The sequence below is a fragment of the Jiangella endophytica genome, from assembly GCF_003427025.1.
GTDB lineage: Bacteria > Actinomycetota > Actinomycetes > Jiangellales > Jiangellaceae > Jiangella > Jiangella endophytica.
Window position 1 is genome coordinate 677111 of record NZ_QVAI01000001.1, and the last position, 19432, is coordinate 696542.

The following is a 19432-nucleotide window of genomic DNA, read 5'->3' on the forward strand; positions in this document are numbered from 1 at the left end:
CGAATCTCCGTCGTAGGTCTGGTCGGAAGGGGAAACTGTACCGACGCGGGATCAGCGCGCCGTCGCGTGTGCCAGCTTCTCCAGCGAGTGGACGAACAGATCGGCGTCGGCGTCCCAGCTGTAGTGCGCGATGACGGCTTCCCGCCCGGCGTCGACCATGCGGCGCCGCTCGGCCGGGTTCGCCTTCAGTGCTCGCACCGCGGCCTCCGCCGCGTCGACGTCGCCGAACGGGACGACGGTGCCGCAGCGGTGCCGCATGATCAGCTCGGCCGAAGCCGGATTGGGCGTGCTGATGACCGGCACGCCGTGGGCCATGTACTCGACGATCTTGGTGGGTCGCGAGTGTGCGTAGTTCGGCTGCTCGTGCAGCAGGCTCAGCCCGGCGAGGGCGCCGGGCAGCATCGTCAGCGCCTCGTCGTTGGGGACGAAGCCGTGCCAGGTGACCGCGCCCTCGGCCTGGGCGGCCTCGATGGCGGCCGTGCAGTCGGCGTCGGCCGGGCCGACCAGGTGCATCTGGATCTCCGGCGCCAGCCGACGGCCCAGTTCGACGAGGTCGAGGCCGCCGCGGGCCGCCGTCAACCGGCCGAGGTAGATCACCCGGTCGTCGACCAGGGCGCTGACGTCGTCGGGGATGGCGACGCTGTTGCGCACGATGGTGTGCTGCTTGCGGAAGCGGTCGGCGTAGGACTCTTCGGCCAGCAGCAGCGGCATGCGGCGCTCGGCGCTGCGCTCGATGGCCCGGATCAGCGCCGCGCCAGCCGGGCGGCCCACCTTCGGCAGCCAGGCCTTCATCCGCAGCGCCGCGGCGGTGTCCTCGTGCACGTCCCACACCAGACCGGGGACGTTGAGGCCGATGCTGGCCAGCACCAGCTCGGGGTCGTGCATGAGGATGATGTCGTAGTCGCGGCCGTGCCGCTTCAGCAGCCGCCGCGCCGTGCGGACCGCGAGCAGCCGGTGCCGGCCGTACGAGCGCGGGATGTCGATGACGCCGAGGTCCGGCGGGATCGGTCGGCCGGTGTCGCTGAACGGCGCCGCCAGGGTGACCTCGTGGCCGGCATCGCGCAGGGCGACGATCTGCCGATGCCTGATGCGGGCGTCTTCCGGGTCGTGGACGACGGTCAGGACGAGGACGCGCATGGCGCTAGCCAGCCCGCCCGCTGACCGTGAGTCGCTCTCGCACGTTGGTCCCCGATTTCCCGTCGACGCGGCCACACCTGGGAGACGCCTCTGCCCACCCGCGCGGTTGCAGGGCGAAACGTCCCTGTTCCTGCGCCCCCTCGTGGCCGTCGGCCGCACGAAGGCGGCGCATCCTCGGTGGATCCTACAGCAGGGCTGCTGGTTGCCACAGAGCTGGTTGTATTGTGCTGATGCATCGTGCGGGCGTCGATTCGGAGGCACCTGGTGCGGAGGCGGGCCGTCCGTCCGGAGCGCCACCCTGGAACAGATGGAGTACCGGCTCACACCCGCCCCGGCGGTTCGCCGGCGCATGTACGTTCCCGGGCACACCACGACCTGCGTCGCCCAGCATCCGGAGCAGCCACACGAGTGCCCGAGTCACGGCAACCTGTTCCGGTACAACCGGCTGGAGTCGGCGTACGCGGGCGGTTTCCGGCCCGGGTTCATCCGCGGCCCGGTGGACCGGACGACATCGGTCCACCCGGCGCCGGGTGCGCGAACGGCGGCCAGGTCCGGCTCGAGACCATGGGCAACGTCCGGCCGTGAGCCGTGCCGCGTGGTGTCCCGGCCCCCCGCAGCGGGACACCACGCGGGTCTAGGGCGCGGCGACGGCGCCGCGGTGGCGAGGCTCGCTCGCCGCGGGCGCGGCGATGACCCGCTCCAGCCCGGCGACGTCCGGCGCGGGGAGCAGCGCGTCGTACGGCAGGTACCTCGCCGCCCGCGCGTTGGCGGGCAGCGGCGGTATCAGCACCGACAGCATCGCGACGTCCCCCCGGAGTATGTTGGAATGCATTGAAGAGTATTGACTACCTCAGGAGGTCAGTCAAATTGGCTGAGGCGAAGCGGGCCTACCACTCCGAGCTGCGCGCCAAGCAGGCCGCGCAGACCCGGCAGGCGGTGCTGGCAGCGGCGGGGACGTGCTTCAGCTCGCGCGGCTACGCCGGCACGTCGCTCACGGACATCGCCCACGAAGCCGGCGTCTCCGTCGAGACCGTCAAGGCGATCGCGCCGAAGCGGGACCTGCTGCTGATGGCGTTCCGCCAGTCCTTCACCGGCTCGCCAGGGGGTGAGTTGATCGCGGAGAAGGAGGCGGGCGCGCGGCTGCTGGCGATCGACGACGGCGAGGAATTCCTGTCCGCGCTGGTCGACTTCCTGGCCGCCGCCAACGCGGCGTCGAGCCGGTTGTGGCGGGCGTTCACGAGCGCGGCGAACTCGGACCCCGCGCTGGCATCGGCGTTGCGGGAGCACATGGGGCGGCGGCGCGCGGACTGTGAGCACGCCATCGACGCCTTCGCCGCCCGAGGCATGCTGCACGGCTCAGTGTCGCGGGACGAGCGTGTGGAGACGTACATCTACCTCGTGGCGCCCGAGACCCACGAGCACTTCGTCCTCGACGTCGGCTGGGCCCAGCCCTCCTACCGCGACTGGCTCGAGCAGGCGGTGCGGTCCATGGTGCTCCGTTCGGTGTGAAGGTGCTTGCTGCGGCGTCAGCCAGCCTGCTCAGGTGCTCGCGGAATTCCCAGTGCGTCGCTGACGTGGTCGATCCACCTGTCACTCGACAGTCGCCAACCGCCGCAGGGCCAACACATCACCGGATCTCGGCTTCTCGCTCGAGCGCCGGACCACCTTCATGTTCGTCTCGATCATGAGCCCACCTCCAACGTCCGTACGTCCTCGTCGAGCGGCATGGCACTCTTCAGCGCAGAGCGAGCTGTGGCTGACGCGGTACTCCGCTCGTCGGCGGCTCCAGTATCCGTGGTCTCGGCGCCTGGATCAGCGGCGGAGTGCGTGTCTCGCAGGCCCTGCGGGTCCCCGTGCTGCAGCTACCGCGTTCTGGCCGCATCCCCCTCGCCGGTCGCCTCCGTGTACCGCAGGAACAGCGGCCAGAGGCGCTGGGCACACGCGGCGGCGAACGCCGTCTTCTGGGCCTGGTCGAGCTGGCCCTGCCGCAGGCGGCTTCGTCGTCGTTCGCCACGGGGCCCCAGCGCTCGGATCGAGGATGGCTGGTCGCCCAGTGACAGGTGGCCGGTGCGAATGACAAGTATTGATCATGATTGTCCGGAGATCCAGGAGCAGGATCGGCTCTGGTTCACAGGTCCCGCTGCGGGTGGTCGCGTAGCGCCTGAGCTGCGGCGGCCCGGTCGACGGCGCGCTCGGCGTGACGGGCCTCAGGGTGCCGCGGGACGCTTCCAGGCGTGGCGTTGGGCCGGTTCAATCGCCGTCGGTGTTCGATCTGCCCGACATGGGGGCTTAGGGTTCGGGGGTGAGATTCGGTGGGGCAGGTTCCAGGAGGTCTCGATGAGACTGACGAAGCAGCGTGCGGCCATGATCGCCGCGGGCATCGCTGTGGTCGTCGTCGGTGTGTCGGCTGGGCTCGGCTGGTGGCAGGTGGCTCTGACGATGGTCGCGGCCGTCCAGGTGGCGGGCGTCGTCCTGCTCGTGGACATCCGCGGCCGCATGGCGCGTTCGCACGAGGTGCGCAAGGTCTCCGCATCGGTGCGGAAGACGCACCGGCGGCTCGACAACGTGGGCACGCGGATGCTGGCGGCCGCGGAGAAGAACCGGGTCGAGACGGCCGACGGGCTGGCCTCGATCGGGCAGGCGCTGGACGAACGGCGGGTCGCGGAGGCGAGCCTGCAGAAGGAGCTCTCCGACGTCGCGGCCAGCGTCGACGCGCATCGGGCGCGGGTCGACGCCTGGGGGGCGCAGCTCGGCGACTGGCACGGCGAGCTCGAGGCCGTCCGGACCAGCCTCGCCGAGACCGGTCAGCGGGTCAGCGCCGCCCTGGACGAGGCCGAGCAGGACCGCCGCATGCAGGACAAGCGGCAGGCCGCCGAGTTGGCCCGGCACGTCCGGCAGACCGAGGCGCTCATCCAGCTCTACGACCGCGTGCAACCGCGCGCCGCCATGCCGTCGTCCGGTGGGTGGGCGCTGGACCCGACCGGAGTGCTGACGCTGCTCGAGGTCGTCCGGCAGCGCCGCCCCGAGCTGGTGCTGGAGCTCGGTTCCGGCACGTCGACGCTCTGGGTCGGGTATGTACTGCAGCAGCTGGGCGCGGGCCGAGTCGTCGCCATCGACCACGAGGAGCGCTTCGCGGAGCTGACCCGCGCCAATGTCGCGGCGCATGGCCTCGACGACGTCATCGACGTGCGGGTGGCGGCGCTCACCGACCCGGGGCTTCCCACGCACGAAACCCCCTGGTACGACCACGCTGCCATGGCCGACCTTCGCGACATCGACCTGCTCGTGGTCGACGGCCCGCCGAAGGCCACCGGCCCGATGGCGCGCTACCCCGCGGTCCCGGTCCTGGCCGGCCAGCTGCGCGACGACGCGGTGGTCGCGCTCGACGACGCCACCCGGCCCGACGAGCGCGAGGTCTGGCACCGCTGGCGCAGGGAGAACGACGGCCTGGACGTGTGGGCCGTGCCGCCTGGCGACGCCCTCAAGGTGCTGGCGCTGAACCGGTCAGCCGGCGACGAGCCGGCGTAGCGCCGCCCGGAACGCACCCGTGCCGTGGTGCTCGTCGGCCCACCGGCGGGCGCGGCGCTGCTGCTCGGCGAAATCGCCGGGCGAACCGTGCAGCCTGAGGACGACGTCGCGGACCTCGGCTGGCGCGCAGTACACCGCGCCGGCGCCGTAGACCGGTTGCAGCGACCGCGGCAGCACGACCACGCAGCCGCTGGCCACCGCCTCCAGCACGGCGGTGCCCGGCACGGCGGCGGAGTCCCGGTCGAAGTAGACGAAGAAGTCGAGCTGCGCCAGGAACGTGCGCACGTCCACCTGGTCGTCGTAGGAGACCCAGTTCGGCGGGAGCGCCGAGCCGCCCAGGACACGGGCCGGAGTCCGGTGCCCGCCGTGCAGCCGGACGTCGATCTCGTCGCCGTCGGGATAGGCGGCCAGCAGGTCTCGCCGCTTGGCCGGCCAGTGGCTCGCATGGTCCGGGACGTGCCGCCCGACGACCGGGCGGCCGGGGCCGGGCCGCCGCACGTGCACCGTCAGACCGGCCGGCTCGAACGGCCGGATCAGCGGCTCCGCGGCGATCTCGCCGAACCCGCCGGACTCGAGCGCCGTGCCGACCCGGGCGCTGCGCGGTACCCAGACGGGCTTGCGACCGAACAGCCGCTGCGCGTTCTCGGCAACGTCCTCGGCGCGGTGGGTGCGGCCCTCCTCGCGCAGCGACACCTCGTCGACCAGGACGGCGACCCGCTCGGCCGCCAGCCCGCGGCCGTCGACGTCGGGGGCGAACTGCAGCGCCGCCGGGTCCTGCACCAGCAGCAGCCGGGTGGCGGCGGGCTGCGTGGCGTGTGAGACCGACACCTCGCCCGCGGCGACCAGATCGAGCACGCGCGCGTCCATCGCCTGGTGGTACCCGTGCCTGGGCGGCGGCTCCAGCGTCTCGCCCTGTGCCACCGCGACGCGCAGCCCGGCTCCGGTCATGGCCCGCAGATCGGCGATGACGGCGTCCGGGTTCCGTTTCCCGCGCCGCCAGTCGCCCAGGACGACGACGTCATACGCGGGCTCGGGTGGCGGCTCGGGCAGCGACGACCACGACGGGTCCGGCAGCGGCAGCATTCGTGCCGCCGGGGCGCCGTTGTAGCGGGCCGGCGCCGACCCGTCGCGGATGCGCCGGTTCCGCTCGCGGTAGGCGTCGCGGTACAGCGTCCGGGTCCAGTGCAGCCAGCCCGGGGAGACGTGCCCGCGCGACAGCGAATCGGCTCGCACCTGGTAGACGGCGAGCGGCAGCGACGGCGGCAGGTCCAGCACCGAGCCGGGCGCGGCAGCGGTCAGCCGCTCGGGGTACTCGACGTCGGCCGAGCGGCGCACCGCGTCGAAGTACCCGGCCAGCTGCAGCGCCGCGTCCCGGCGAAACAGCAGCGACGACGCGTTGACCCGGCCCGGCGGGTACCCGGGGTAGCTGAAGGTGAGGTCGGGGAAGGCCCGCAGCGTGTGGCTGCGCGTCGCCAGCAGCCGTGGGTCGGTGAGCAGCGGCTCCAACTGCCGTTCCAGCCGGCGCGGGTGGGACCAGTCGTCGAAGTCCTGGAACGTGACGAACTCGCCGCGGGCGTGGTCCAGAGCCAGGTTGCGGGCCAGATAGGTGCCACCGTTGGCCGGCGTGCGCAGGACACGCACCCGCTCGTCCAGCGCGGCGACCTCGTCGACGACGGCGGCGAACTCCGGTGGCGACGCATCGTCGACGACGAGCAGCTCGAGGTCACGCCAGCTCTGGCCGAGGATCGACCGGGCGGCGGCGAGGATCCCGGGGCCGGGCCGGTAGGCGGACATCACGACGGTCACCGTGCCACTGCCGGTGGCCGGTGCGGACGCCGTCGCGGCCAGCCGCTCGAACGGCGTCCCCGCAGCGTCGTCGACGGTCACCGGCTCCAGGCCGGCATCGGCGAACGGCGCCGTGAGCCGCGACCCCCAGTCGCCGGCCGGCGGCTCCTCGATGAGGAACGGGTTGACGGCGTCGGTCGTCAGGGCCCAGCGCACCGGCTCGGACAGCTCGGCCACGTCGAGCAGCTCGGTCAGCCGCCCGGGCGCGTCTCGCAGCGTGAGCTGGGCGTACAGCTCGGCCGACGCCGCGTCGAAGGCCTCGATGCCATGCCGGTCCCGGACGAGGTCGTAGGCGGCCAGCGCCGCGCCGGGGTCGGTGGCGCCGCGGCTCAGCGCGGCGATCCTTGCCAGCGCGAGCAGCCAGGCCGGGTCGGCATCGGCCGGGACGGTGCCGGCGTGCAGCCGGTCGAACAGCTCGGCCCGGTCGACGCCGCCGGCCAGCCGGGCGACCAGCTCCGCGGCCTGCGAGCTGCCGATCCGCACGACGGTAGCGGCAAGCGCGCTCGGCGTGCTGCTGCGTGCGAGCCGGGCGCCGAGCTGGTCGAGGAACGCGGTGTCGGCGCTCATACGTGACGGTTCAACCCCGGCTCCGGCCGGTGACGGCGGCGTAGACGGTCGCGTAGCGCGCGGCGTTGGAGGACCACTGCCGTTCCGCGACGACCCAGTCGCGCGCCCGCTTGGCCAGCTCGCGCCGGGCGTCGGCGTCGTCGCGGAGGTCGGCCAGCACCCGGGCGAGTGCGTCGGCATCGCCCGGCGGGAACGAGCGGCCGCGCTCGCCGTCGCCGGCGATCTCGAGCAGCGGATCCAGCGCGGACACGACGACCGGGATGCCCGCCGCCATGGCCTCGAACGGCTTGAGCGGCGTGACCAGCCGGGCGGCGCGCTCGGAGATGCGTGGCACGACGAACACGTCGAGCAGCCGGTAGTAGTCCAGGACGCGGTCGTGCGGGACGCGGCCGGTGAACAGCACCGCGTCGCCGGCGCCCTCCTTCGCCGCGAGCTCCTCGAGCTCGCCGCGACGGTCGCCGTCGCCGACGATCAGCGCGACCGCAGGCACGCCGTCGGCCCGCAACCGCGCGGCGGCGCGGATCAGCGTCTCGTGGCCCTCGCGGCGGTGATCCAGGTTGCTCACGTAGCCGAACACGAACCGGTCGTTCAGCCCCAGTTCCTCGGCGAGGTCGTCGGGCCGCGGGCCGGGCTGGAACGCGGCGACGTCCACACCGTTGGGCACGACGTGGACCTTGGCGGCGTCGATGCCGCGCGACACGATCTCGGCGCGCATCGACTCGCTGAGCGTCACGACGGCGTCGGCCTCGCGCATGCAGCGGGTCTCGGTGGCGATGCGGCGCTCGTACAGCTCGCCGCGTTCGTTCCACGCCGACTCCCGGCTCCACAGCGACTCGAAGAAGCCGCGCACCTCGTACACGAACGGCAGCTCGAAGGCGCGGGCCAGGGCCAGGCCGACGAGCGCCGGCTCGTATCCCCGGTGCCCCGAGTGGGCGTGGACGACCGACGGCGCCACCTCGGCCACGCGCGCGGCTGCGGCCGCGGTGTAGGCATCGAGGAAGACGTCTGGCGGCCCTTTGAGCAGTTGCTTCGTGGTCGCGCCGAGGTGGTGGTGCGGGCTGCCGGACAGGGTCTCGGTGGCCGGGAGCTCGGCGCCGTCGGCCGGGAAGCCGAGCGCGGTGACGACGATCGGGTCGAGGCCGGCCGCCCGCTGGCTGTCGACCAGGTACTGGCTACGCATCGTGTAGCCGCTCTGGCGGTACGGCATCGCGGCCTTCAGCAGGTGCAGGATCCGGCCCTCGACCGGGGCGACCGGCGCGAGCCCGGCCGGGACCGCCGGCAGCCAGTCCGGCTCGGTCTCGCGGATGCGGCCGGCGACGTTGCGCAGCTGGGCGTGCCGGGACGGCGAGTCGTCGGCGCGCACCAGGGCCTCGGCCGCGAGCCGCTGCAGGCTCAGCGCGCCGGCCCGGGCGAACGCGTGCCGGGCGGCCTCCAGGAACTCGATGTCGCGAGCCTTCAGGGGCAGCAGCGCCGCGGCGAACGCGATGGCCCGGTCGTGCGCGCCCTGGTCGCTGAGCTGCTGCAGCTTCGCGAGATCGGCGCCGGCCAGCCGGCCGGTGCCCGTCGCGCGGAACCCGCGCCAGAACTCGCGGGGATAGCGGCCGAGCCGCCAGCCGTGGCGACGTGCGCGGGTCAGGCCACGGGACATCCGCTGCGGCAGCGGGCGGGACCGCTCGACGGTGGCGGTCAGCTTGCCGACCTGGCGGTACAGCTCACGGAGCTCGATGAGGGCGCCGTCGGCGATCAGCTGTTTCGCCGCAGCGTGCGTCGACGATTCGTCGCTGTTCCCATCCGGGGCCATGGTCGGGGAGGATACCCTGTGCGCTGATCGCGCCGTCGCGCTGCGCAAAACGGTTACAACAGATGGAAGGTCCCATTGTCCAGCGAACTCGTCATTCACGTCACCGGCGCGCGCCCCAACTTCCCGAAGGCCGCCCCCGTCATCCGGGCGCTCGAGGCCTTGGGGGTCGCGCAGGAGCTCGTGCACACGGGCCAGCACTACGACGACGCCATGGCCAAGGTGTTCTTCCGTCAGCTCGCACTGCCGCAGCCCGACGTCGACCTCGGCGTCGGCTCGGGCTCGCATGCCCGCCAGACCGCGGCGATCATGACCGGTCTCGAGGAGCTCTTCCTCGAGCGCCGCCCGGCGCTGGTGGTCGTCTACGGCGACGTGAACTCGACCGTCGGCGCGGCGCTCGTCGCGGCCAAGCTCGGCATCGCCATCGCCCACGTCGAGGCCGGGCTGCGCAGCTTCGACCGGACGATGCCCGAGGAGATCAACCGGGTCGTCACCGACCAGCTGGCCGACCTGCTCTTCGCCACCAGCCCCGACGCGCTGACCCACCTCGGCAACGAGGGCGTGCGGGCGGGCCGGGTGCACTTCGTCGGCAACCCCATGATCGACACGCTCCTGGCCAATCTGGACCGGTTCGACGCCGACCAGGCCCGCCGCGACCACGGGCTGACCGGTGACTACGTCGTCGCCACGCTGCACCGCCCGGGCAACGTCGACGACCCCGCCGACGCCGCCGAGCTGGTCAAGGCCATGCACTCGGTGGCCGACCTCGCCGAGATCGTCGTCCCGCTGCACCCGCGCGGACGCGCCCGGCTGGAGGCCGCCGGCCTGTTCGCGCACGACCGCCTGCGGGTCATCGACCCGCTCGGCTACGTCGAGTTCCTCGGCCTCGTGCGCGGCGCGAACGCGGTGGTCACCGACTCCGGCGGCGTCCAGGAGGAGACCACGATCCTCGGCGTGCCGTGCCTGACCCTGCGGCCCAACACCGAGCGGCCGGTGACCATCACCCACGGGACGAACCGCCTGGTCACCAGAGCCGACCTCGGCTTCGTCGCCAGCCAGGTGCTGTCGGCCGGGCGCTCGACGGACTGGCCGGTGCCGCCGCTGTGGGACGGCAAGGCCGGTGAGCGCATCGCGGCGATCATCGCGGCGTTCGTCGATGGCAAGGGGGCTGCAGGGGAGGGTCGTGGCTAGCATCGCCCCCTCGTACCAGCCGACCCGGCGGCGGGTTCCGGACCGCCCGCCGCCACCGCGATTCCGGCCCGACGTCGAGGGTATGCGCGCCGTCGCCGTCGGCATGGTGCTGATCTACCACGCGGGCGTCGGCTTCGTCCCCGGCGGTTTCGCCGGCGTGGACGTCTTCTTCGTCATCTCCGGGTTCCTCATCACCGGCATGCTCATCCGCGAGGTGGAGCAGACCGGGACGGTGTCGCTCGCGCAGTTCTACGCGCGCCGGGCCAAGCGCCTGCTGCCCGCCGCGGCGCTGGTCCTGGGCGTCACCGCGGTGCTGACCTTCCTGATCGCGCCGACCATCGACCGGCGGGTCTTCGGCGGCGACATCGCCGCGGCCGCCCTGTACTTCGTCAACTGGCGGCTGGCCGACCGGTCGGTCGACTACCTCGCCGAGGACGTCGGCCCGTCGCCGGTCCAGCACTTCTGGTCGCTCGCGGTCGAGGAGCAGTTCTACCTGGTCTGGCCGCTGTTCATCCTGCTCATCGCGCTGTGGGTGCGCCGCAACAACGAGCCGCCGCGGGCCTGGATGGGCGTCGGCCTCGCGGCGGTCGCGGTGCCGTCGTTCGTCTGGTCGGTCTACCTCACCTCGTCGAACCCGTCGACGGCGTTCTTCGTGTCGACGACGCGCCTGTGGGAGCTGGCCGTGGGCGCCGGCGTCGCGTTGGGCATGCCCGTGCTGGCCCGCCTGCGCCAATCCGTTGCCGCCTGGATCGCCTGGGCCGGGCTCGGCGCCGTCGGCCTGTCCGCGTTCCTCATCACCACAGAGACCCCCTGGCCCGGCTCCGCGGCGCTGCTTCCGGTCCTGGGCACCGCCGCGGTGATCGCCGGTGGCGCCGCCGCGGGCCGCCGAGGGCCGCTCGTCCTGCTGGGCATCCCGCTGTTCGTGTGGATCGGCGGGCTCTCGTACTCCCTGTACCTGTGGCACTGGCCGCTGATCGTGCTGGCCACCGCACAGTGGGGTGAGCTGCGGGCCTGGCAGGGCCTGCTGATCGTCGCCTTCTCGTTCCTGCCGGCCTGGCTGGCCTACAAGTTCGTCGAGAACCCCCTCCGGCACGCCCGGTCGATGGTCCGGTCGCCGCGGTTCGCGCTGAGCATGGGAGCGAACCTCACGCTGGCCGGCATCGCGGCCGGCCTCGCGCTGGCGCTGTCGATGCCCCAGGTCTCGGCGCCGCCGGCGAACGCTCAGGCCGCGCCGGGCGCCGCCGTCCTCGACGCCGCCGACCCCCGCTCCGACCCCGACGGCGAGCCCGTCGACGAGGCCGACTGGATCACGCCCGACCCGCTGTCCGCCCCGGAGGACGTCCCGCCGGCCTACGACGAGGGCTGCCAGGTCAGCATCGAGTCCGCGGAGGTGGTCGCCTGCGAGTACGGCGACCCGGACGGCGACGTCACCATCGCGTTGGTCGGCGACTCCAAGGCGCTGCAGTGGATCACCGCGCTGGACACCGTCGGGCAGCAGAACGGCTGGCGCATCGTCACCTACACGAAGTCGACCTGCTCGTTCACCACGGCCACGCTCAGCACGAGCCGTGAGGTCTTCCAGTCGTGCACGGACTGGAACGAGGCCGTCACCGATCAACTGCGCGACGACCCGCCCGACCTCGTGCTGACGTCGCAGGGACGCAACCGCGCGCTCAGCGATCCGGACGACCCGGGCAAGGGCGAGACCGTCGGCCCGATGGTCGACGGCCTGAAGGAGCGCTGGGGCCAACTGGTCGACGCGGGCATCGCGGTCGCCGTCCTGGCCGACACCCCTCAGCCGGGCTCGGACGTGTACTCCTGCGTCGCCGAGAACCCCGACCAGCTGACCGAGTGCGCGTTCGACCGTGGTCCGGCCATCGAGGACAGCGCGGCCGAGACCCAGAGCCGCGCGGTCGAGGAGTTCGGCGAGGCCAGCTGGATCAACCTGAACAACTACATCTGCCCCGCCGACTCGTGCGCGCCGGTCATCGGCAACGTGCTGATCTACCGGCAGGGCTCCCATCTCACCGTCACCTACGTGAACACGCTGGCACCCCGCCTCGAGGCGGCGCTGGAGGAGATCGTCGAATGAGCAGTACTGCACGGGGTGCCGTCCGCCGCCTGCGCCGGGCGGCTCGCGAGCTGCGCGGCGTGGCGCCGCGCCCGGCCACGCCGACGCCGTCGCCGGCGCCCGCGGCCGTCCCGGCCGACCGCGGTCAGCAGATCCGGGAGGTCCGCGACCTGCTGCGCGACCACTTGCCGCGGGAGGCCGTCGCGGCCCGGCCCGGCCTGCGGGTCGCGGTGGCCGCGTCGCCGCGCCTGGCGGACGCGCTCGCGTGGGAATGGGACCAGACGGTGCTCGAGCCCGGGCAGTGGTCGGGCGTGCTGGAGCCGGCCGGGGCGGAGCTCGTGCTCGTCGAGGCGCAGTCCGGTCACGTGCCGGGATGGGGTCCCGCGGACGGCGAGCCGGCCCGGCTGGTCGCCGCGGCGGCCGCGCTCGGCCTGCCGGTGGTCGTGTGGGTGACGTCGTCGTCCGGCGACACCGCGGGTCTGGACGCGCTGGTCGACGCCGCGGCGGTGGTGTTCGTCGCCGACCCCGCGGCGGCCGTGGCCTGGCGAGAGCACAAGCCCGACGCCGTCGTCGAGGTGCTGCCTCCGGCGGCCGCGCCCATGCAGCACTCGCCGGTGCTCGTCGGCGGCTCGGACCGGCGGCCCGGAGCGGCGGCGTTCGTGTCCGACCAGGGCGCGCTCGATCCGGTCTCGGTGGCCGGCCTGGAGTCGCTGGTCGCGCCGGCCGTCGGCACTCGCGCACTGCCGGAGCTGCACGCGTGGCGGGCGCGTGGCCGGCGCGGCGCCGTCGGCGCCGAGGCGGTCCTGCCCGCGGCCGTGAAGCCGGTCGCGGTCGGGTCGACCGTCGCGGAGCTGTCCGAGCCGATCGTCGACCACTACCGCGTGTTCGTCGATGCCGCCCGCAGCTCGCCGGAGTCGACGTGGTCGCTGCTCGACGCCGCAGCGGCGCAGACCGCCGTCGTGACCCTGCCGGAGTACCGGGCGGCGCTGCCCGAGGACCTGCGGTCCTACGTCGCGACCGCCGACCAGCCGGTGGCCTTCGGGCGCGAGATCATCGCCCGCCTCGCGCAGCCGGAGCTGCGCGACCGCGAAGCGCTGCAACTGCACCGGGCCGTGCTCGCCGGGCACACGCTGGGCCACCGTGTCGACGCGGTTCTGGCCGCGCTCGGTCGCCCGGTGGCGCCGTTCGACCGCTCGGTGTCCATCGTCGTGCCGACGAACCGCGAGCACGAACTCGACAACGTCTTCGCCAATGTCGCCCGCCAGGCGCACCGCGACAACGAGCTGATCCTCGTGTTGCACGGTCTCGGGTTGGACCACGCCGACCTGCACGCCCGGGCGAAGGAGCACGGCGTCGAACGCCTCCAGGTGATCGACGCCGATTCGTCGGCGGCACTGGGCACCATGATGAACCTCGGCGTCGACGCCGCGAGCGGTCGCTACACGGCGAAGATGGACGACGACAACTTCTACGGCCGGCACTACCTCACCGACCTTGTTCATGCGTTCGCCAGCACTGATGCCGGCATCGTCGGCAAATGGGCCCACTATGTATGGCTACGTTCGGTCAATGCGGTCGTGCTACGTTATGCCGGCTATCAGCACCGGTACTACCGCCTCGTCCAGGGCGGTTCGATCATGGCCGACACCGAGCTCGCGAAAGATCTTCGGTTCAGTGACATCCCGCGAGCGGTCGACACCGACTTCCTCAACCGGGCCTGGGCCTCTGGGGTGAGGACCTACTCATCCGATCGGTTCAACTTCGTCAGCATCAGGGGCACCGATCACGAGGCGCACACCTGGAAGGTGACGGATACGGAAATGATGATCGGCGGTGGACAGGTGGCGTTCTACGGCGATCCGCGTGTCCATGTCGATGTGTAAAGCGATCAGTAAGTTGCAGTCATCGCGGTTCGGTACCATCGTCGCCGACGCATCGGCAGAACCGGGGATTCGTACGTGAACACGCAGTTCCACCGCCGCGGGGGCGCGGCCCGCAGGCTGGCCGGCCGGGTGGCCCTGATCGTCCCGCCGACGAAGGGGCCGTCGCGGTGGGTCGGTTTCGTCGTGCGCACCCGCCTGAGTCAGGCAGGCGACCTCGTCCAGAGCGACCCGGCGCGGATGCTCCGGCTGGTCGAGCCGGTGGCCGAGCTGGCCACCGACGGCGGGACGACGTGGCGGCTCATCGCCGCCGCGCGGGAACGCGGCGGCGACAACGAGGGCGCGCTCCAGGCCGTCCAGCGCGCCATCGACGCCGGCGAGCAGACCGTCGGCACCCTGCTCATGCGGCGGCGGCTGGCGCTGCGGCTCAAGCGCGCCGACGACGCCGACGAGGCCATGCGGCTGCTGCTCGTGACCGCCCCGCGCAGCGCCAAGGAGTTCGGCCGCGCGGTCGATGCCCTGACCGGCGCCGACCTCGACGTCCTCGAGGCCTACGACGCCATGGTGTCGGCGCTGCCGCGGTTGCGGAAGGCCGGCCGCGAGAAGTTCGACGAGCTGCTCGACGAAGCTCGGCTGGTCCGGGCGCACGAGGGCGGTCCCGACGTCTTCAAGCCCGAACTGGCGCGGGTCCTGGGCACCAGCAGCCGGCCGCTGCGCATCGTCGTCCAGGCCCTGGTGCGCTGCCGTGCGTGGCACGAGGTGGCCCGGTTCGTCGCCACCACCCCGCCCAACAGCCCGCAGGTCGGCCCGCGCGGCGCCCGGGCCGGGTTCCCGGTCGCCGAGATCGGCAAGGCCGCCTCGCTGGCACTCGCCGCGGGCAACGCCAACGCCGCCTCGATCATGGCGGCCAAGGCGCTGGTGGTGCGGCCCGACAACGCCGGCTACCGCGCCACCTTCGACAACGCACGCGACCAGCTGACCATCGCCCGGAAGGGCTGGACGTTCCCTCCGCCGGCCGAGGAGACGCCGTACGAGCCGGCACCTCGGGCGGTCCTGTCCGTGCTGTCGCAGTCGCTGCCGATCCGCTCCGGCGGGTACGCCACCCGCTCGCACGGCGTCATCACGGCACTGGCCGGACGCGGCTGGGACATGCGCGCGGTCACCCGGCTCGGCTTCCCGTACGACCGCTGGAAGAGCGCCGACACCACGGTCGTGCCCGAGGTCGACCACGTCGACGGCATCCCGTACCACCGGCTGCTGGAGGACGGCGTACGCCAGTACCCGCAGTTCCCGCTGGCGTCGTACATCGAGCGGTTCGAAGCCGGGGTGCGCGACCTCGCCGTGCGGCACCGGGCCCGGCTGATCCACGCGTCCAGCTTCTACGTCGCGGGCATGGCCGGCCTGTCCGCCGCCCGCCGCCTGGGGCTGCCTTTCGTCTACGAGATGCGCGGCCTCGAAGAGCTGATGAAGGTCTCGCGCGATCCCGCGTTCGACGGCTCCGACCGGCACCGCTTCCTCGACCAGCTGGAGACCGGCCTCGCCCGCGAGGCCGACCGCTGCTTCGTCATCACCGAGGCCCTGGGCCGCGAGATGGCCCGGCGCGGGGTGCCCGAGGACCGCATCGTCGTCGTCCCCAACGGCGTCCACGTCGACCAGTTCCGGCCCGCGGAGCGCGACCGCGCGCTCGAGGCCGAGCTCGGCGTGGCCGGCAAGACCGTCATCGGCTACGTCGGCGGGCTGGTCGACTACGAGGGCCTCGACGTCCTGCTCGACGCCGTCGCGAGCCTGAAGGAGACCCGCGACGACGTCCACGTGATCATCGTCGGCGACGGTCACGCCCAGCGTGCCGTGCACGCGCAGGCCGATCGGCTGCGGCTCGGCGACATGGTCACCTTCACCGGCCGCGTGCCGCACGAGCAGGTCTCGCGTTACCTGTCGCTCATCGACGTCGCGCCGTTCCCGCGGCTGCCGCTGCCCGTGTGCGAGCTCATCTCGCCGATCAAGCCGTTCGAGTCGATGGCCATGGGCAAGGCGATCATCGTCTCCGACGTCGCCGCCCTGACGGAGTTCATCCAGGACGGCGTCACCGGGCGGGTATTCCGCAAGGGCGACGCCGCCGACCTCCGCGACGTGATCGAGCAGCTGCTCGACGCGCCCGATCAGCGCAGGCAGCTGGGCCAGGCGGCCCGCGAATGGGTCGTGCGCGAGCGCGACTGGGCGTCCGTCACGGCCGTTGTCGAGGCCGCGTACGACGAGATGCTGGCGACTTCGAGCACCCCGGTGAGCTGACCACGATGGGCCCGCCGTCACGATAGGGTCCTCGTGACAGGGCGGCGGGCTCGGCCGGGTGGGGGTGACCTACGGTCGCGGCCGAAACCGGAAGACCTCGACAGGAGTGGTGTCGTCGATGACTGACGCATGGATCCGCAACGCCATCGCGGAGGCGGTCGGTGCATTCATACTCATCAGCAGCACGCTGCTCGTCGTCGGCGCCGGCGCCACCCCACGGGCGCTGGCCTACGGGTTCGTCGTGGTGGGGCTGACGGTGGGGCTCGGGCACGTGTCCGGCGGCCACTTCAACCCGGCCATCACCCTCGCCATGCTGCTCGACAAGAAGATCGACGTGCTCGGCGCGGTCGCCTACTGGCTCGCCCAGTTCGCCGGCGCGGCGCTGGGTGCCGTGACCGTCATGCTGACCACCGACCGCGAGGTCGTCGAGGTCGGCACCCCGGTCGTCGCCGACGTCATGACCATCGGCGGGGCCATCGCGCTGGAGGCCATCTTCACGCTGGCCATCGTGCTGGTCGTGTTCGGCGCGGTCGTCGACGACCGCGCGCCGCTGTCGGCCTACCCGTTCGGCATCGGCCTCACCGTCGCCGTCGGCGCCTTCGCCACCGACTCCCTGACCGGCAGCGCGCTGAACCCGGCGAAGGGGTTCGGCCCCGCCGTCGTCAGCGGTCAGTGGGACGGCGTCGCGGTCTGGCTGGCCGGTCCCGTCATCGGCGCCGTCCTCGCCTGGGCGCTGTACCGGTTCGTCATCGCACCGCCCAGCGGCGGGCCGTTCAACCGCCACCGCAACGTGTACCCGCAGCCGGTCCCGCCGCCGGGTCCGTCGTTGCTGCCCTGATCCGCCGTTCGCCCCGTGGTGCCCGCTGCCGTCGCGTCGCCCGACACTGCCTCCGGCCGGTTCCGGGCCCGCCGGCCGGGTACGGCACGTGACGGGCGGTTCCGCGCCGACATCCAGGGTCTGCGCGCCGTCGCCGTGCTCGCGGTGCTCGGCTTCCACGCCGGGGTCCCGTTCCTGGCCGGTGGCTACGTCGGCGTCGACGTCTTCTTCGTCATCTCCGGCTTCCTCATCACGGGGCTGATCCACCGCGAGCTCGAGCAGACCGGCCGGCTCGGCCTCCGGCGGTTCTGGGCCCGCCGCGCGCGCCGGCTGCTGCCCGCGTCCGCCGTCGTGCTGGGCGCGGTCGCGGCCATGACGATCCTCGTGCTGCCGGTCACCCGGTGGGCCTCCACCGCGTGGGACATCGGCGCCAGCGCGCTCTACGTCGTCAACTGGAGGCTGGCCGGGCAGTCGGTCGACTACCTGGCCAGTGACAACGCGCCCAGCCCGGTGCAGCACTTCTGGTCGCTGGCGGTCGAGGAGCAGTTCTACCTCGTGTGGCCGGTGCTGCTGGTGCTGCTGGCCTGGCTGCGCCGACGACGCGGCTGGCGGCTCGACGCCGTCATGCTGGCGGGCATCGCGCTGATCGGGCTGCCCTCGTTGGCGTGGTCGCTGCTCTTCACCGAGGCGAACCCGGGCCAGGCGTACTTCGTCTCGACCACGCGGCTGTGGGAGCTGGCCGCCGGCGCCGCGCTGGCGGTGGTGGCGCACCGGCTGGACCGACTGCCCGGGTGGGCCGCGCACGTCCTCGGTCTGGCCGGCCTCGTCGCCATCGGGTACGCGGCCGTCCGGTTCGACGCCGCGACGCCGTTCCCGGGCAGCGCCGCGCTGCTGCCGGTGCTGGGCGCCGTCGCGGTCATCGTCGCCGGCGGTGCCGGCCGGCGCAGCGCGAGCGCGCGTCTCCTGGGTGTCGCGCCGATGCGCGGCATCGGCACGCTGTCGTATTCGCTCTACCTGTGGCACTGGCCGCTGCTCGTCGGCGCCGCGGTGCTCTGGGGCGACGACGGCACGCTGTCCACGAGCGCCGGCCTGGCTGTCGTCGCGTTCTCCGTCGTGCCGGCCTGGCTCACGTACCGGCTGGTCGAGGCGCCGATCCACCACGCCGCTGTCTTCGCCCGGCGTCCCTCGTGGGCCGGCGTCCTGGGCGTGGCCTGCACGGCCGTCGGCGTGGCCGCCGCCGTGGTCGTGGCGCTCGCGCTCCCGCGGCCCGAGTACGACGGCAACACCGACGCTCCGGGCGCGGCCGCGCTGGGCGACGACCCCGGCTCCGACCCGGACGGACGGCCGGCCGACACCGTCGACACGATGGTTCCCGACGTGCTCGCGGCGCCCGACGACATGGCGATGCTGGACGGCGAGCTGTGCATCAGCGACATCGACGGCACGCGGCTGGAGTCGTGCGCGTTCGGGCCGCCGGACGCCGCCGTCACGATCGCCGTCGTCGGCGACTCCAAGATGCACCAGTGGCTCCCGGCGCTCGAGCGGGTCGCCGCGGAGCGCGGCTGGCGGCTCGTCACCTACCTCAAGAGCGCCTGCCCGCTGACCACGGTCGACGTCGCCTACGAGGGTGAGCCGAACGAGTGGTGCGCCGAGTACAACGACGCCCGGCTGGATCGGCTCCGCACCGACGACTCCCTCGACTACGTGCTGACGTCACAGGTCGCCGGCTACGCCGCGGGGGACGACCCGCAGGACGTCCGGGCGGAGCGGATGGCCACCGACCTGCGCGGCGTGTGGTCCGGCCTGGAGGAGGCGGGCCGCGACGTCGTCGTCATGCTCGACAACCCGAACCCCCAGGGCGACGTCATGGAGTGCGTCGCCACCCACCCGGACGAGCTGAGCGAGTGTGCCTTCCCGCGCTCGGAAGGGGTGCGCGCCAGCGGCGCGGCGCCGCAGCAGGAGGCACTGGACGACCTCGACGACGTGGGGGTGGTCGACCTGCGCGACTTCATCTGCCCGGGCGACCAGTGCCCGGCAGTCATCGGCGAGACACTGGTCTACCGGCGGGGCTCGCACCTCACCGCGACCTACGTCGAGTCGCTGACACCACGGCTGGATGCGGCGCTGCTCGCGGCCATGTGACCATGAGTCTGCGGGCCGGTCGTGACCGGTGGACCGCCGTGATGCGGTTTCCGGATACTCCGCTAGAGTCCTGCTTGCTGGGGACTCGTCGGTCAGCAACGGGCACGGATGACCACGCCACGTCGACGAACGTGCGCGGAGACCCTGTCTACTGCCGACGACGAAGG

Annotated in this window: 12 protein-coding genes; 8 read left to right on the top strand and 4 right to left on the bottom strand. The window is 72.9% G+C overall.

All coding sequences use genetic code 11. From position 1 onward, the window contains the following. Positions 1-51: 51 nt before the first annotated feature. Together DZA62_RS03100 and DZA62_RS35475 are read right to left on the bottom strand one after the other, a co-directional pair. On the bottom strand, positions 52-1137 hold the full coding sequence (locus tag DZA62_RS03100) for a glycosyltransferase (protein WP_116947276.1): 1086 nt from the start codon (positions 1135-1137) through the stop codon (positions 52-54). A gap of 634 nt (positions 1138-1771) precedes the next feature. Next, positions 1772-1936: a hypothetical protein gene (locus tag DZA62_RS35475; protein WP_157987431.1), complete on the bottom strand. Its 165-nt coding sequence runs from the start codon at positions 1934-1936 to the stop codon at positions 1772-1774. Positions 1937-2004: 68 nt separating this feature from the next. Here DZA62_RS35475 and DZA62_RS03105 point away from each other — a divergent pair, with 68 nt between their 5' ends. Both DZA62_RS03105 and DZA62_RS03115 read left to right on the top strand, forming a co-directional pair. Next, positions 2005-2646 carry a TetR/AcrR family transcriptional regulator gene (locus DZA62_RS03105; protein ID WP_157987432.1) on the top strand — a complete coding sequence of 214 codons (642 nt, stop codon included), beginning with the start codon at positions 2005-2007 and terminating at the stop codon, positions 2644-2646. A gap of 828 nt (positions 2647-3474) precedes the next feature. After that, a complete protein-coding gene (locus tag DZA62_RS03115; protein WP_157987433.1) occupies positions 3475-4665 on the top strand; it encodes a class I SAM-dependent methyltransferase in 1191 nt (396 codons plus the stop codon). On the opposite strand, the gene DZA62_RS03120 is transcribed toward DZA62_RS03115, so the two are convergent. Continuing rightward, positions 4642-7077 carry a glycosyltransferase gene (locus DZA62_RS03120; protein ID WP_116947279.1) on the bottom strand — a complete coding sequence of 812 codons (2436 nt, stop codon included), beginning with the start codon at positions 7075-7077 and terminating at the stop codon, positions 4642-4644. The genes DZA62_RS03115 and DZA62_RS03120 overlap by 24 nt on opposite strands. A gap of 10 nt (positions 7078-7087) precedes the next feature. Further along, on the bottom strand, positions 7088-8878 hold the full coding sequence (locus DZA62_RS03125; protein ID WP_116947280.1) for a glycosyltransferase family 4 protein: 1791 nt from the start codon (positions 8876-8878) through the stop codon (positions 7088-7090). A gap of 75 nt (positions 8879-8953) precedes the next feature. On the opposite strand from DZA62_RS03125, the gene wecB reads away from it, so the two are divergent. The 6 genes from wecB to DZA62_RS03155 all read left to right on the top strand — a co-directional run bounded on the left by wecB (position 8954) and on the right by DZA62_RS03155 (position 19265). Continuing rightward, the gene (gene wecB / locus DZA62_RS03130; protein WP_116947281.1) at positions 8954-10066 is read left to right on the top strand and encodes a non-hydrolyzing UDP-N-acetylglucosamine 2-epimerase; all 1113 of its coding nucleotides are present in this window, start codon (positions 8954-8956) and stop codon (positions 10064-10066) included. After that, positions 10059-12158: an acyltransferase family protein gene (locus DZA62_RS03135; RefSeq protein ID WP_198663355.1), complete on the top strand. Its 2100-nt coding sequence runs from the start codon at positions 10059-10061 to the stop codon at positions 12156-12158. Before wecB ends, DZA62_RS03135 begins: the two co-directional genes overlap by 8 nt. After that, positions 12155-14020, top strand: coding sequence for a glycosyltransferase family A protein (locus tag DZA62_RS03140; protein ID WP_116947283.1), 1866 nt, complete (start codon positions 12155-12157; stop codon positions 14018-14020). Before DZA62_RS03135 ends, DZA62_RS03140 begins: the two co-directional genes overlap by 4 nt. A 75-nt stretch (positions 14021-14095) precedes the next feature. Beyond that, positions 14096-16306 (top strand): glycosyltransferase family 4 protein, encoded by a 2211-nt coding sequence (locus DZA62_RS03145; protein ID WP_116947284.1) that lies wholly within the window; start codon positions 14096-14098, stop codon positions 16304-16306. A 118-nt stretch (positions 16307-16424) separates the two neighbouring features. Beyond that, on the top strand, positions 16425-17144 hold the full coding sequence (locus DZA62_RS03150) for an MIP/aquaporin family protein (protein ID WP_157987434.1): 720 nt from the start codon (positions 16425-16427) through the stop codon (positions 17142-17144). Between the two features lie 15 nt (positions 17145-17159). Further along, a complete protein-coding gene (locus tag DZA62_RS03155; protein ID WP_116947286.1) occupies positions 17160-19265 on the top strand; it encodes an acyltransferase family protein in 2106 nt (701 codons plus the stop codon). Positions 19266-19432 lie beyond the last annotated feature (167 nt).